Here is a 13,595-nt window from a genome sequence, read left to right on the forward strand (position 1 = left end):
AACGAAAAGGGAGGTGTTAAATATGATTTTAGGATTTGATCATCTTGTCCATTTTACAAATCGACCTAATAAGGTAATGCACAAGTTTAGGGCACTAGGGTTCAATACCTTTGCAGGTGGACGCCATCCCAATTGGGGAACGCATAATTGTTTAAGTTTTTTTCCGGGTTTAAGGTATATCGAGTGGATCGGAATTGAAGATTATCAAGCGGCTAAGGAATCTGAAAATGTTTTGATCCAACAAATCGTAAAGGACTCCACTTTCGAAGAGGGATTTTCCAATATAGCACTCCGGACCAATGACAATTCATCATTAGCCGAGTGGTTGAAGGAACAAGGCATTGAAGTTATCGGACCGGTTGATGGCCAGCGCAGAAAAGAAGATGGATCCCTTTTACAATGGTCGATGCTTTTTATTAAGGAAAAAGGGGACATGCCATTGCGTTATCCGTTTTTCATTCAATGGGGAAACACCGATGAAAACCGTGAAAGAGAAATGGCTGACATGATGAAACATCCTTTGGGAACACCATCGATTTCCTTTATCGGTTTTAATGTTACTGATGAAAAAAAGGCTTTCCATCAGTATGCATCAATATTGTCCAAAAACCCAGCCGCGGTACAAGCTCGGAAAGATGAATTTGGATCTTTTATCGAACTTCCTATTCGTGAAAATTTCAACTTACGCTTTTATAAAAAAGGAGAATCCAGTTTTGGGGATGAAGCGTTTAGCCCGGTTGTTTGCGGGATAGAAGGCTGTGAAGATGCCCGGATAGAGAAGGTTAATGGAGGAACATACTTTTTGATGAAATAGACCAAATCGTTTGAAAAGGAGGCTTCAATGAACTATTTCGATGAAAAAGAGATCCGGAAACTCGTTTCAATGGGATCCTTGATTCATGAGCTGGATCGGTACTTTCAAGAAAAACCTGAAGTCATGTTACGAGATCGAATCCATCTAGACGATCAAGATAACACGGTTTTAATTATGCCAGCTTTTGATCCAGATTATTATGCGATCAAACTTGTCGGAGTAAGCTCCGAGGAACAAAGAAATCAACAAAGATACGATCCACGGTACGATGATCCTCCATGACCGCAAGACACTTGAACCGGTGGCGTTTATGGATGGAAAAGCTGTCACAGCTCTTAGAACCGGTGCGATAGGCGGATTAAGCATGAAATATCTAGCGAAGGAATCTGCTGATCGGGTCGGAATAGTGGGAACTGGAATCCAAGGCTGGAGCCACCTGCAAGCATCTATTGCTGTCCGGGGTTTTAAAAAGGTATTTTTACATAATCGGAGTCCTGAAAAGTTGCAGACTTTTAAAGAAAGGATCCATGTTGAATACCCTGATATATCCGTAGAGGGTGCAGACGTTGAAAACTTAGTAGAAACATCGGATATCATTGTGACGACGACAACGTCGACAAGCCCGGTGCTTCCCGATTTGGAGACTGAAGCCTGGGAAGGTAAGCATATTGTAGCGGCAGGCTCTTACAAACCAGCAATGCAAGAACTGCCTGAAAAACTTTTACAATTTACAAAACCAATTTATGTCGATACGTCAACTGCATTGACGGAATCTGGAGACGATCAAGGTAATGGAGCTCCAAGAGAGAACGCTCTATTTTACACCCTGGAAGACATGATTGAGGGGAAGCGGGAGTAAGCCCCTTATACACTATTCAAATCAGTAGGCATGGCATTATTCGATTTAATCACTGCAAAGCTCATTTATGAAGAAAGTGTCCGCAATCAACAATAATAAATATAGGATATGAGGTGAAGAAATGAATTTTGAAATCTTCATGGGTTTGATTGGTGTGCCTGCAGGAATTATTCTCACAGCTGTTGTTTGTTATGTGGTCTTAGGAAAGAAAGATCAGAAAATCGAAGTCGAACGTAAGGAGGGGATTTCTAAATGAACGCCCATCCAATGACAGTTTCAGTGATCATTATTTATCTCTTCTTATTATTGGCCATTGGGGTCAAGAGCTCGAAAAAGAGTTCTGGCGGGTTGACTGATTTTTTCCTGGCTGGGCGTGGTTTAGGAAAATGGACGGTTGCCTTAAGTGCTGTCAGTTCAGGACGAAGCGGCTGGCTGGTCTTAGGTGTGACAGGGACAGCATATGCTAGTGGATTGTTAGCTGTTTGGGCGTTAGCCGGGTTCATTACCGTCGAGGTGTTCATGTTCTTTTTCGTTGCTCGCCGCTTTCGAAAATATAGTGAAAGTACAGATAGCATCACAATACCGGATATCCTTGAAAAACGGTATCAGGATAAAACGAATCTTCTCCGTGTAACAAGTGCATTGATCATCACGTTCTTCATGATCGCTTATGTAGGGAGTCAGGTGGTTGCTGGGGGAACAGCATTTTCTTCAAGCCTCGGTCTTTCAACAACTGGAGGCATGTGGTTCACAGCCGCTATTCTATTAGCTTATACGGTGCTTGGAGGATTCCACGCAGTAAGTAAGACAGATGTCCTGCAAGCTGGTTTCATGTTTTTATCCCTGGTCGTCTTACCGATTGTCGCAATTATCGGGTTAGGCGGCTTCGGTCCTATCTTAGATGTGTTGAACACACAGGGCCCAGCTTATTACGGTATATTCAGCTTTGGATTTGGTGTAGCAATGAATGTGATTGGAATTGGCTTCGGAAGTCCTGGTAATCCCCACATCCTGGTCCGTTACATGTCACTGAAGAACATAAAGGAAATGAGGCAGGCTGCTCTTATTGGGTCGGTTTGGAATGTGATCATGGGATGGGGTGCAATTATGGTGGGTCTCGCAGGACGCGCTTACTTCCCGGATATTTCCTCACTGCCTGGTGAAAACCAAGAAGCGATTTTTACTACTTTGGGAAATGAATTGCTTAATCCTTTCTTTATGGGTATACTGCTCGTTGCGATTTTAGCAGCGATCATGTCCAGTGCAGATAGCCAGTTGCTAGTCGGGTCCAGCTCGCTGATCCGTGACGTGTACGATGGTTTGATTGGTAAAGGAAAAGATCTTGATGATAAGAAACTAGTGTTATATAGTCGAATAGCTATCGGCGTTCTCATGCTGTTATCGGTTTGGCTGGCTTTCTCGGCACAGGAGTTCGTCTTCTGGATGGTCTTGTTCGCCTGGGGCGGATTAGGCGCTTGTTTCGGTCCAGCCCTCCTTCTATCTTTCTATTGGAAAGGTGCGACGAAACAAGGTGTGTTCTGGGGAATGATTGTCGGCCTAGTGACGGTCATTCTCGTCAAACAGCAGCCAGAATGGACGTATGCGTTCCTTCCGGATGTCCAAGCTTTCTTTTCTAAGATTCTATTCGGAATCACCTATGAAGCCGTACCAGGCTTTCTTATGGCATTGATCGTAACTGTAGTTGTAAGCTTGTTCACGAAAAAACCTGCAAACGCTAAAGATACGATCGAAGATCTGGCCTCTTAATGACGGTGCCACGCACTTTTATGAACCCTTACTGCTCAAGGGCTCTAAAACGGTGCCTGGCACCAGTATGTTTGTAAAGTTTCTAAGAAAGTGATTCCGCTTGTGAAGGAAAAAGAAAAAGAATTACAAGTGCAAGAAGTTTTAGTATAGGAGGAATATGAAATGTCTAAAACGCTGGACAAATTATCACCAGAGATCGTAAATAATCTGCAAGGTGAAAAAATCATCAACCTTATTACCTTAGATAAACAGGGAGAACCTCATTTAAGTGCGGTTTCATGGGTTAGAGCAGATGAGGATGGTGAAGTGATCAAGATCGCTGTAGGCCATAAATCCTCAACAGTGAAAAACATCGAGCAGAATGAGAATGTGACTTTAGGTGTCATTGCTGATGGTAGTTATTATTCTGTCAAAGGGACGGCATCAGTATCAGAAGTAATCGAAAAAACGATGAAATACAGGGTGATCTACATTCAGGTCAATGAAGTTCAGGATGCAACCTTTTATGGCGGGAAAATTACTGTCGAACCTGCATATGAAAAAACATATGATGCAGATTTAGCGAAAAAGCTGGACGAAGAAATCTATGAATCATTGAAATAGGCGTTTTATGAATCCTATCGTGGCTACATAGCGATAGGATTTTATCCTTTTTTGGCTTTAATGTTGATTTTTTATACGCTAAAGCTTGATTTCGCCAAGTTTTCTTTATACCTCAAGGGTCCAGTGACCTGCGTGACTAAGTGGGTCGCTTCCGCTTTTCTTCAGCCCGCAAGGAAAGGGAGTGAATTTCGTGAAAATCAACAATCTTTCTTTAGAGATATAATACGTTCGATCATTTAGAAGGAATTGGAAAGGGATAAGACGAAGTGTTAGAAATGTTATACGAAGAAATCTGATTCCTTATAGGAGTTGATAAAATGAGTGGACGTATGGAAACAAGGAGTATTGCCCCGGATATCTTTGAAAAGGGTGAATTTAAATTGGTGGGTATGTCGTGTTCCACAACGATGGCTGATCGGCATGAGAAAATCCCTGCGATGGTAGCGGAATTCTACGAGAATCACATCCATCGAATTAAAAATCGGATCAATGAACCTGTATCCTACGGTATGTTTGTCGACCCCCCAAATTGGGATCCTGATACGGAAGAATTCACATGGATAGCTGGAGTAGAGGTGAGTGACTTCGACAACATTCCCGAGGAAATGATTTCGAAAGTCATTCCGGCCAAAAAATATGCGGTGCTTCGATATGATCCAACAACCGACGCCTTCGACCCTTACACATATCTTCATGAATGGATGAAAAACGAAGGATATGAACAAATCGACAATTTCGGATTTGAACTTTTCCTGCCTTATAAGGGTGTCGATTCAGAATTCGTCCTTCATTTACCTGTAAGACGAAGAAAACGCCCGTAATAGGGCGTTTTCCCGTTTCTAATGTCCTCCATGACCTTCGCCGCCGGCTTGGACAATTTCCAGCTTTTCATCAATGATTCCTTGAATTTTATACGAAACAGCGTCCTGACTACCTAACAAGAAAGCATGATTATATGGCCCGTTTGTAGGATCATCTTTAAAAGTCGGTTTGATGTCTTTGAAAAAATCATAATGCACCTGATTCAATTCACCTTCATCCAACCATATCATAGGAGCGTGTTTTCCTAAGTGGGCGAAAGGAGCGCCGGCAATAGCTAAATCAGGACTGGCAGTTGAAGTGAAAGAAACGCCATGTCCAGGATCCGTCAGTCCCCACCCGAATTTTGTAGCTTTATCTTTGAACTGAGCGAAAGCGATCGAACTTTCCACAGGGGTTTCACCGCTTATCCTTGTCACCTTCCCATATTCAGACAATGCCTCTTCGGTGTCTTTGGAGATGATTGATTCAGGGCCTAACAAGTAGATGTTCGCTTTTCCATCTCTTTCTTGCAATGCTAGTTTCGTAGCTTCCGGTACCCCTTTATCGGATACATAAAGCAGGGGCTCAGGCATATGCGCAATCCAGTTGACCGCAGGGGTCGTGAACATCCTTCCTTTTTCTTCTAAAGAACCTACAATCACAGTATCTGGATATTCTCCATTCATTTTGGCATAGGCTTGGTCGATCTCTCTTGCAAAAGCTGCAGGGTCATTTTTTTGGAACCGTTTCACTTCATATCCCTCAAGGGAGTCTATAACAGAATCATTTACACCTCCCATAACCATGATTTCTACTCCATCCATATTGCCCTTTGGATCTAAACGTTCGATCTCATTCTTCGTTATTTCTGGAACGTGGGTTTTATTGATGAATAAGACGGGACCATTGTTTGGATGATGGATAAGATTGGCGCTCGCCAAGGAAATCGCCCAGTCCTCAATAGGCGCTAAGATGACTGCGCCTGGTTGATTATCTTTATGCGTCGATGGCCATACGGTCTGAGATGTCATGACCGCCATTTCATATGGATCAGTTGTATTCAATCTTGTTACGTTTTTTGTATTCTCAACAAACAGATTCTCTTCAGCCTTATCATTGAGTGCTGAAGGAGCGGTCACCTTTTCCGCCGAAGCAGTCGAATCCTCTTCTTCAGAATTGTCGGAATCATGGTCATCGTGTTGGCCGTTTCCTTGATTGTTTTGTTCATGATCCATTCCTCCGTGATCGTCGTTAGCATTACTACAGGCTGCAATTACGAGGATAATCATCCCGATCAACAGTAGTTTCAAGCAATATGTTTTCATTTCAGACCTCCATTATCTGGTATGTTTGAAATAAGTTTACTAGATGATTATGAAGAACTTGTGAAGGACTCCGAATGTCCTTCATGATCTGAAAGGGGAAGCTGTACATATACAGTCGTGCCAATCTTAAATTTACTATCGATCCAAACTTGTCCGCCGTGTGCTTCAACCAAGCGTTTTACAATTGCCAGGCCGATCCCGCTGCCGCCAGATCGTCGATTTCTTGAAGGGTCCCCACGATAAAATCTTTCAAAGGCTCTCTTGATCGATTCTTCGTTCATACCTGCTCCATTATCATTTACAGCTATAAGTATGGATCGGTTTTTCTTTTCAGCTGTGACGGTGACCTTTCCACCGGGTGGTGTGTATTTTAAAGCATTCATTAATAGATTGATTAGAACCTGTATCATTCTCTCCTGGTCAATATACATGCTAGCATCCTTAAGCACCTCTCTGGCTAAAGTTATGTTTTTCCGGATAAAAGCACTATGGACTGCATCCATGCTTTGAGTGATGACATTTTCAATGGACACTCTCTCTAAATGTAATTCAAATTCAGGAGAATCCATGTTGTTCAACTGCCCTAAATCGCTTATAAGATGGATCAGCCGATTTATCTCTTCTGTACATGATCCCAATCGCTCTCTAGTTGGGTCCCATATTCCATCTTCAAAGGCTTCCATATGGCTTTTTAAGGTGGCTAACGGTGTGCGGAGTTCATGGGCGATATCAGCTGTCATATTTTTACGCAGTATTTCTTGTTTTTCCAGTTGTTGAGCAAGATCATTGAATGAACCGGCAAGTTCACTTATCTCATCTTTGTTTTTCATATGGATACGTGTTTTCCAATCACCCGTTGCCATCCGCTCTGCAGCATGCCTCATTTGCACTAATGGATTGGATAGCTTTTTTGCCACAAAATAGCTCACGATGAATACCAGAATGAGCGAACCGATAGAGGTCCAAAGGATCGAAGAGAGCATCGCTTTCTCCAAATGAAAATTGATCGTATTCAGATCTTGGGATCCAGAAGTCTCTCTTTGGGCCATTTCAAAATGGTAATGAATTTCGAACATGATGATCACACTGGCAATTACAAGTATAGAAGAGGTGGCGATGAAAAAACTGATCGCTAAACGACCATGCAATCCTTTAATCACTTTCTTCCTCCTGTAAATTTATATCCGACACCGTAAACGGTGGTGATATAAATGGGTTCTTTTGGATTTTGTTCGATTTTATATCGTAAGTTTTTGATGTGCTGATCGATGGTTCTCGTATCTCCTTCAAAATCAAACCCTAAAACCTTCTCTATCAAATCATCCCTTGTGAATGTTCGTTTTGGATGTTTTGCAAGAACGACGAGCAGCTTGAATTCATTTGGTGTCAACGAGATGGCGTTTCCTTTAAACTTTACAGTCTGTTTCGATTGGTCAATGGTTAAATCACCGTAGGAAATCTGATCGGCTAGAAGGAAATCATGATAGGAACGCCGGAGTATGGTTTTAATACGCATGACCAACTCTCTTGGACTGAAAGGCTTAACCATATAATCATCTGCACCAAGTGAGAGGCCGTGAATCCTGTTGTCCTCTTTTATTTTTGCAGTCAGCATCAGAATCGGAATGGATTGTTCTCGTCGAATAATCTGGCAAACTTCTTCACCGGTGCGATCAGGTAACATTAAATCCAGGACGACGAAGTCGATAGAGGTACTTTGGATGGTTTCCAAAGCCTCATTACCAGAATGGGCTTCAATAGTCTCATATCCTTCTTTTTGGAGATAAGAAGCGATGACGTCTCTGATTTTCTCTTCATCATCCGCAATCAGGATCCGTTTCATAATTACTCTCCTTGCTTTGGTTGTTTATCTTTAACTCTATTTTAAAAATTGCAGACAAGCAATATACAAGCTTGACATGTAACTAAAAGGTTTCTTATAATTAAAATGACACCAAATGGTTTCGTATTTAGGAGGGTATAAAATGGCAGTAGAGACGATTAAACAATCATTGATATTCAATGCGCCGATTCAAAAGGTTTGGAAAGCAGTGGCAACTTCAAAGGGAATTGCCGAATGGTTCATGCCGAACGATTTCGAGCCTGAAATAGGGAATGAATTTTCGTTGCATACACCTTTTGGTATTTCACCATGTAAAGTAACAGAATTGGATCCGCCCAACCGACTTAGTTTTTCATGGGGCGAAGATTGGCATGTAACCTTTGAACTTAAAGAGCTTGAAGGAAAAACAGAATTCACTTTGATCCATGCTGGCTGGGATGAGAAGAAGGTTACGGAAACAGGTGAATCACATGCTGTTATTCGTGAACGAATGGACCATGGGTGGAGAGAGGCTGTCCTTCCAAGACTCAAAGAATATATCGAGGTGTAAAGCAGATGGCCACTGCTCCTAAACATGACGTCTTCCAGGCAGTAGCAGATCCGACAAGAAGGAGGTTACTGAAGCTTCTTGCACAGAATGATCGGGCCCTTCATGAATTGACCGATCACTTTGATATGACCCGCACAGCGATTTCAAAGCATTTACAAATCCTTTCGGAAGCAAACCTGGTGAGCGGTAGGAAATCTGGAAGAAACAAAATCTATCACTTGCATCCCGAACCATTGAAAGAAGTCAAAGAATGGATTGCTTACTATGAAAAGTTCTGGGAAAACAAAATCAACATGCTCAAGCATTATGTGGAGAAAGACGAATCAGATAATTGATAGAATAATTAGGGGGTAAGGCATGTGTATGATCAAAGGTGAGAGGATCCATCTTAGACCTATAGAAAAAGAGAAAGCAGGTATACTCCTCGATTTGAACGCAAGGAATAAGGACTTTTTCCAGCAGTATTCCATGATACGGGAAGAGAAATATTATACGGTAGAAGGGCAGGCTGAGAGACTCCAAAAGTTCGAAGATAATAGGAAAAATGATCTTGGGTATCACTTTGGAATCTTCCTTAATCAGAATCAAACTTTACTTGGAACGGTTGATCTTTTCCAAGTGCTTCGCGGTTCTCTTCAGAGTGCTTTTTATCGGCTACTTCCTTGATCAGCAACATAATGGAAAAGGATATATGACAGAAGCCGTAAAATTGTTGGTCAAATATGCTTTCGATGATTTGCGTTTGCACCGGATTGAGGCGGGGGTCATGCCTCATAATATTGGTTCGATACGTGTGTTGGAAAAATCAGGATTTCATAAAGAAGGCATTGCGAAGAAAAATGTTAAAATCAATGGGAAGTGGGAAGATCATCAAGTGCTTGCAATCATAAACCCTAAAGATTAAGAAAAAAGTGCAGCCTATGCAGGAGAGTCCTGCAAAACGAATACAGTAACTGGAAAAAGCGCCCTTCGGGGCGTTTTTTGATATGATGAAAGAAAAATGCAAAGGAATTGGATAAATGTTAAAAGATCAATATCAAGAAACTCTTTCCTTTCATGCCGAGTTGTACAATTTAATACCAGAAGATCACCTATTAAAGAAAATCGATAAGGTGGTTGATTTTTCATTTATATATGACCTTACGAAGGAATCATATTGTATGTATTACGGACGACCAGCGACTGAACCAGAGTTACTACTTCGAATTCTTCTCATCCAGACCTTATATGATTTATCCGATGATCAAGTCATTCAAGATGCCAATTTACATTTAGCTTATAAGTGGTTTTTACGATTGAATCCCGAAAGTTCTTTACCCCATCCTACACAATTAAGTCGATTTCGAAACCATCGATTAGGAGCTAATCGTGTAGAGGAAGTATTGGAAGAACTCGTCAAGCAGTGCCAGGAAAAAGGGATCATCCAATCGAAAGCACTCATTTTAGATTCTACACATGCCCAAGCAAACGCAAGTAAGCGTTCGCCTCTACAAGTGCTAACAAAAGCAGCTTCAAGGCTCTCCAGAGCCGTTAAAAAACAACATACCAAACTACATAAAAAATTACCTAAAGCTCCAAAGCTTAATGATATTCCAGAGGAAGAACAAGCTAAAGAAATGCTTCGGTATTTAGCCCATTTAGGTGAACAAATCGAACAGGCTCTTCCAGATGCGGAAGGCGCGATAAAGGATAAGCTGGAGACCGCAAAGAGAATTGTCGAAGACGAAAGGCTTCTTTCGAAGAAAGGGATTCTGTCAGCAGTAGACCCGGATGCGCGTTTTGGATGGAAGTCTACTACAAAATCCTTTTATGGTTATAAGAATCATCTTGCGATGACCGAAGAAGAAATTATTACGGGTGTTCAGGTCACTCCAGGAAATGTAGATGACGGTAAGCAATTAAAAGAATTAGTGAACCAATCTAAAGCTGGTGGAATGGAAGTTAACGAAATTCTCGCTGATACGGCTTACTCATCTAAGCATAATTTATCCTACTTACAACAAAATTTAATCACAGCATCCATCCCACTCAATCCATCTGTTTATGGAGCACGAGAAGAGGACAACTTTCAATATGATAAAGAAAGAGATCAAGTGATTTGTCCAGCAGGACACCATAGTATTCGAAAAGCTCGAACGGGTAAAAAAGATACTGGAACAAACCAAATGAACACTTTTTATTTTGACGTTGATATATGTAAAGAATGTCCGTTAAAAGAAGGGTGTTATAAAGAGGGGAAAAAATCAAAAACATACTCCATTCGGATCATTTCTGAAGAACATCAACAACAAATGAAGTACTTAGACTCGGAAGAGTATCAAGAACGGAAAAAGGTACGTCCATCTATAGAGCATAAGAATGCGGAATTAAAAAGATTCCATGGGTTAACCAGGGCGAAATACCGTGGTTTATTAGGTATGAAAATACAAACCTATCTCTCGGTGTTCGCTGTAAACATTAAAAGAATGACAAAATTATTACCACAAAATGAGCTGGGAAATGTGTAATATCAGCCCATACTTCTTGAAACAATGTAAAAATCCACCAGAAAGTTAAGGTCAACTTTTCTAACTGGTGGATTTTTCTCTATTAAAGATTTTTTCGCCCTATTTTGCAGGACTCTCATGCAGGGCTGCACTTTTTTAAAAATATAGCTCTAAGGCTTCAGTACAACTTTGATATTCCCATCTTCCTTTTTATGGAAGATGTCGTAGCCTTTAGCAGCTTCTTTCAAAGGGATACGGTGGGTGATGATATCAGTAGGATCGAAGGTCTTTTCTTCGATCATCTCATATAACTTCGGCATGAGATGAATGACAGGCGCTTGTCCCATTTTCAATGAAACGTTCCTGCTGAAAAAGTCGCCTAGTGGGAAGTTGTTCGCTTCTGTCCCGTAAACACCTGTCAATTGGACTGTTCCGAACTTTCTGACAGACTCTGAAGCGGTCACGATCGGGCTGATTGTTCCAAATTGATTATCTCCCTCTGAACCATATTCTTTATTTGGAGGGACAGTACCATCCATACCAACACAATCAATCACGACATCGGCTCCGCCTTCCGTTTTTTCATGCAGAAGAGAACCGATTTCCTCGTTCTCTTTGAAGCTATACGCTTCGACATCATTTATTTTTTGGGCATGTTCCAGACGATGATCGACTTGATCGACTGCGATAACCCTTTTTGCGCCTTTCAACCAGGCGAATTTTTGGGCCATTAACCCAATGGGACCGCATCCAAGGACAATCACGGCATCTCCTTTTTTCACTCCACTGTGTTCCACACTCCAATATGCGGTCGGAATGACATCTGAGAGGAACAGGACACTTTCGTCGTCCAATTCACTTGATTCCGGGACTTTGAATGAGGTGAAGTCTGCATAAGGAACCCTTAAATACTCTGCTTGGCCGCCAGGGAAATTCCCGAACATTTCAGTAAAACCGAATAAACCACCTGGTTCACTATGAGGGTTGGAGTTGTCGCATTGGCTTTCCATCTGGTTATTACAGAAAAAGCAGTCCCCACAGCCGATATTGAACGGAATGACTACTCGATCTCCCTTTTTCAATGTTTTGACTTCAAAGCCGACTTCTTCTACGATTCCCATCGGTTCGTGACCGACTACATAATCTTGTTCAGGTTCGATACCGCCTTTATAAAGATGCAGGTCGGATCCGCAAATCCCGCTAGCTGTGATTCTGACAATGATATCACCATTATCCTGAATGGCAGGATCTTCTACGTTCTTCACTTGCATATTCTCTTTCCCTTGAAAAGTTACAGCTTGCATTCTGACACATCCTTCTATAAAAGGTTAATAAACCTATTGCCGTATAACAATAGGTTTAAACTTTAATTGGACTTTATAAGATTTAACTCATACATTAGTACCATTTAGATTTACTTGGAAAAACGATAGGAATGCAAGTGGTATTTTTACATAATAAAAGGAGGGGGGGAACTGTCCGTTGAAGGATTTAAAAAACGTGCAACCGTAATGGGCTGCACGTTCATTTTAATTCTTATTCTTCAATTTCAAAATATTTTTCAATGTCGTCCAATGTAAGGTTGGCAGCTTTCACTCCGCCAGCAGTATTCCAGATTGCGTCGCTTACACGGTGTGCATTGCCTTCTTTTACAACGTCAAGATTCTTCCAAAGTGGATCATTTGTCCATTCTTCTTCTGTTTTTGTAGCCTCATTATCACCAGTTTCATATGTGAAGTAGAAGAGGATGTCGCCTTCCATATCTGGAATACGTTCCTTCGTCACTTCTTCAGCGAAGTCTGGTTTATCTTGAGACTCAGGACGCTTGAAGCCGATTTGCTCCAAGATGACCCCGGAGAATGAATCTTTGAAGTAGATACGTGAGTTACCAGCTAAGAAACGGACTACGGACACTTCCATGTTCACCTTGTCCCCTAGCTTTTCTTTGATGTCTTCAATACGTTGGTCGAATTCAGCCAACACTTTTTTACCTTCTTCTTCTTTATTTAAAGCTTTGGCATAAAGTTCGAAATTGATTTTCCAGTCTCCGCGTAATTCACTTGAAAACACTGTAGGGGCGATGTCGCTTAATTGATCATAGAACTTTTCTTGACGCATCTTGTTCCCGATAATCAAATCAGGGTTCAATGCAGCGATTGCTTCAAGGTTGATATCACTTTCCGTACCGACGACCTCTACGCCTTCCATGTCATCTGCAATATGGTCATACCAAGGATCACCTAACCATGATTGAACGGCTCCAACTGGTTTTACTCCCATGGAAAGAAGTGCTTCTGTTCCTTCGTTCGTAAGGATGACGACCCTTTCAGGTTTTTCAGGAACTTCTGTTTCTCCCATTGCATGTTCAACTGTAAAAGTAGATTCCGATTTTTCGTTATCTCCATCTTTTTTTTCCCCAGATCCTTCCCCGGATCCGCCACCGCATGCTGCTAATGCAACAACGAATGCTAACATGATTGCGAATAAGCTGAAACCTTTCCATTTTTGCATATGTATATCCTCCTAAGTACTTATTGATAATGAATC

The 13,595-nt window shown here is 41.5% G+C and carries 15 protein-coding genes and 1 pseudogene; 11 read left to right on the forward strand and 5 right to left on the reverse strand.

The annotated features are described in order from the left end of the window. The first annotated feature begins 22 nt into the window (after nucleotides 1–22). The 7 genes from ACJROX_RS01190 to ACJROX_RS01220 all read left to right on the forward strand — a co-directional run bounded on the left by ACJROX_RS01190 (nucleotide 23) and on the right by ACJROX_RS01220 (nucleotide 4,864). A complete protein-coding gene (locus ACJROX_RS01190; RefSeq protein WP_408008987.1) occupies nucleotides 23–814 on the forward strand; it encodes a VOC family protein in 792 nt (263 codons plus the stop codon). Between the two features lie 27 nt (nucleotides 815–841). After that, on the forward strand, nucleotides 842–1,096 hold the full coding sequence (locus ACJROX_RS01195) for a hypothetical protein (RefSeq protein ID WP_408008988.1): 255 nt from the start codon (nucleotides 842–844) through the stop codon (nucleotides 1,094–1,096). After that, nucleotides 1,083–1,673, forward strand: a complete 591-nt coding sequence (locus tag ACJROX_RS01200; RefSeq protein WP_408008989.1) for an NAD(P)-binding domain-containing protein — start codon at nucleotides 1,083–1,085, stop codon at nucleotides 1,671–1,673. The genes ACJROX_RS01195 and ACJROX_RS01200 overlap by 14 nt, the downstream gene beginning before the upstream one ends. A gap of 121 nt (nucleotides 1,674–1,794) precedes the next feature. After that, nucleotides 1,795–1,929: a hypothetical protein gene (locus ACJROX_RS01205; protein ID WP_408008990.1), complete on the forward strand. Its 135-nt coding sequence runs from the start codon at nucleotides 1,795–1,797 to the stop codon at nucleotides 1,927–1,929. Next, entirely contained in the window at nucleotides 1,926–3,440 is a 1,515-nt protein-coding gene (locus ACJROX_RS01210) for a sodium/proline symporter (protein WP_408008992.1), read from the forward strand. The genes ACJROX_RS01205 and ACJROX_RS01210 overlap by 4 nt, the downstream gene beginning before the upstream one ends. A gap of 162 nt (nucleotides 3,441–3,602) precedes the next feature. After that, a complete protein-coding gene (locus tag ACJROX_RS01215; protein WP_408008993.1) occupies nucleotides 3,603–4,043 on the forward strand; it encodes a pyridoxamine 5'-phosphate oxidase family protein in 441 nt (146 codons plus the stop codon). Between the two features lie 317 nt (nucleotides 4,044–4,360). Continuing rightward, the gene (locus tag ACJROX_RS01220) at nucleotides 4,361–4,864 is read left to right on the forward strand and encodes a GyrI-like domain-containing protein (protein WP_408008994.1); all 504 of its coding nucleotides are present in this window, start codon (nucleotides 4,361–4,363) and stop codon (nucleotides 4,862–4,864) included. Nucleotides 4,865–4,882: 18 nt separating this feature from the next. Here ACJROX_RS01220 and ACJROX_RS01225 read toward each other — a convergent pair whose 3' ends face one another. Genes ACJROX_RS01225 through ACJROX_RS01235 form a run of 3 tightly spaced genes read right to left on the reverse strand, consistent with a single transcriptional unit; the run spans nucleotide 4,883 to nucleotide 8,012 of the window. Further along, entirely contained in the window at nucleotides 4,883–6,169 is a 1,287-nt protein-coding gene (locus ACJROX_RS01225; protein WP_408008995.1) for a cell wall-binding repeat-containing protein, read from the reverse strand. Between the two features lie 47 nt (nucleotides 6,170–6,216). After that, entirely contained in the window at nucleotides 6,217–7,329 is a 1,113-nt protein-coding gene (locus ACJROX_RS01230; protein WP_408008996.1) for a sensor histidine kinase, read from the reverse strand. After that, the gene (locus ACJROX_RS01235; RefSeq protein ID WP_408008997.1) at nucleotides 7,326–8,012 is read right to left on the reverse strand and encodes a response regulator transcription factor; all 687 of its coding nucleotides are present in this window, start codon (nucleotides 8,010–8,012) and stop codon (nucleotides 7,326–7,328) included. Before ACJROX_RS01235 ends, ACJROX_RS01230 begins: the two co-directional genes overlap by 4 nt. A 142-nt stretch (nucleotides 8,013–8,154) precedes the next feature. On the opposite strand from ACJROX_RS01235, the gene ACJROX_RS01240 reads away from it, so the two are divergent. From ACJROX_RS01240 to ACJROX_RS01255, 4 genes and pseudogenes are all read left to right on the forward strand, one after another. After that, a complete protein-coding gene (locus ACJROX_RS01240) occupies nucleotides 8,155–8,562 on the forward strand; it encodes an SRPBCC family protein (protein WP_408008998.1) in 408 nt (135 codons plus the stop codon). Nucleotides 8,563–8,567: 5 nt separating this feature from the next. Beyond that, nucleotides 8,568–8,897, forward strand: coding sequence for an ArsR/SmtB family transcription factor (locus ACJROX_RS01245; protein ID WP_408008999.1), 330 nt, complete (start codon nucleotides 8,568–8,570; stop codon nucleotides 8,895–8,897). A 28-nt stretch (nucleotides 8,898–8,925) separates the two neighbouring features. Further along, a pseudogene (locus tag ACJROX_RS01250) lies at nucleotides 8,926–9,466 on the forward strand (GNAT family N-acetyltransferase). 115 nt (nucleotides 9,467–9,581) lie between these two features. After that, complete coding sequence (locus ACJROX_RS01255) at nucleotides 9,582–11,069, forward strand: IS1182 family transposase (protein ID WP_408006191.1); 1,488 nt, start codon at nucleotides 9,582–9,584, stop codon at nucleotides 11,067–11,069. Nucleotides 11,070–11,218: 149 nt separating this feature from the next. On the opposite strand, the gene ACJROX_RS01260 is transcribed toward ACJROX_RS01255, so the two are convergent. Both ACJROX_RS01260 and ACJROX_RS01265 read right to left on the reverse strand, forming a co-directional pair. Next, nucleotides 11,219–12,352: an alcohol dehydrogenase catalytic domain-containing protein gene (locus ACJROX_RS01260; protein ID WP_408009000.1), complete on the reverse strand. Its 1,134-nt coding sequence runs from the start codon at nucleotides 12,350–12,352 to the stop codon at nucleotides 11,219–11,221. 232 nt (nucleotides 12,353–12,584) lie between these two features. Then, nucleotides 12,585–13,559 (reverse strand): ABC transporter substrate-binding protein, encoded by a 975-nt coding sequence (locus ACJROX_RS01265; RefSeq protein ID WP_408009001.1) that lies wholly within the window; start codon nucleotides 13,557–13,559, stop codon nucleotides 12,585–12,587. Nucleotides 13,560–13,595: the final 36 nt, after the last annotated feature.

The organism is Pseudalkalibacillus sp. A8 (assembly GCF_045920555.1).
Classification (GTDB): domain Bacteria; phylum Bacillota; class Bacilli; order Bacillales; family Fictibacillaceae; genus Pseudalkalibacillus.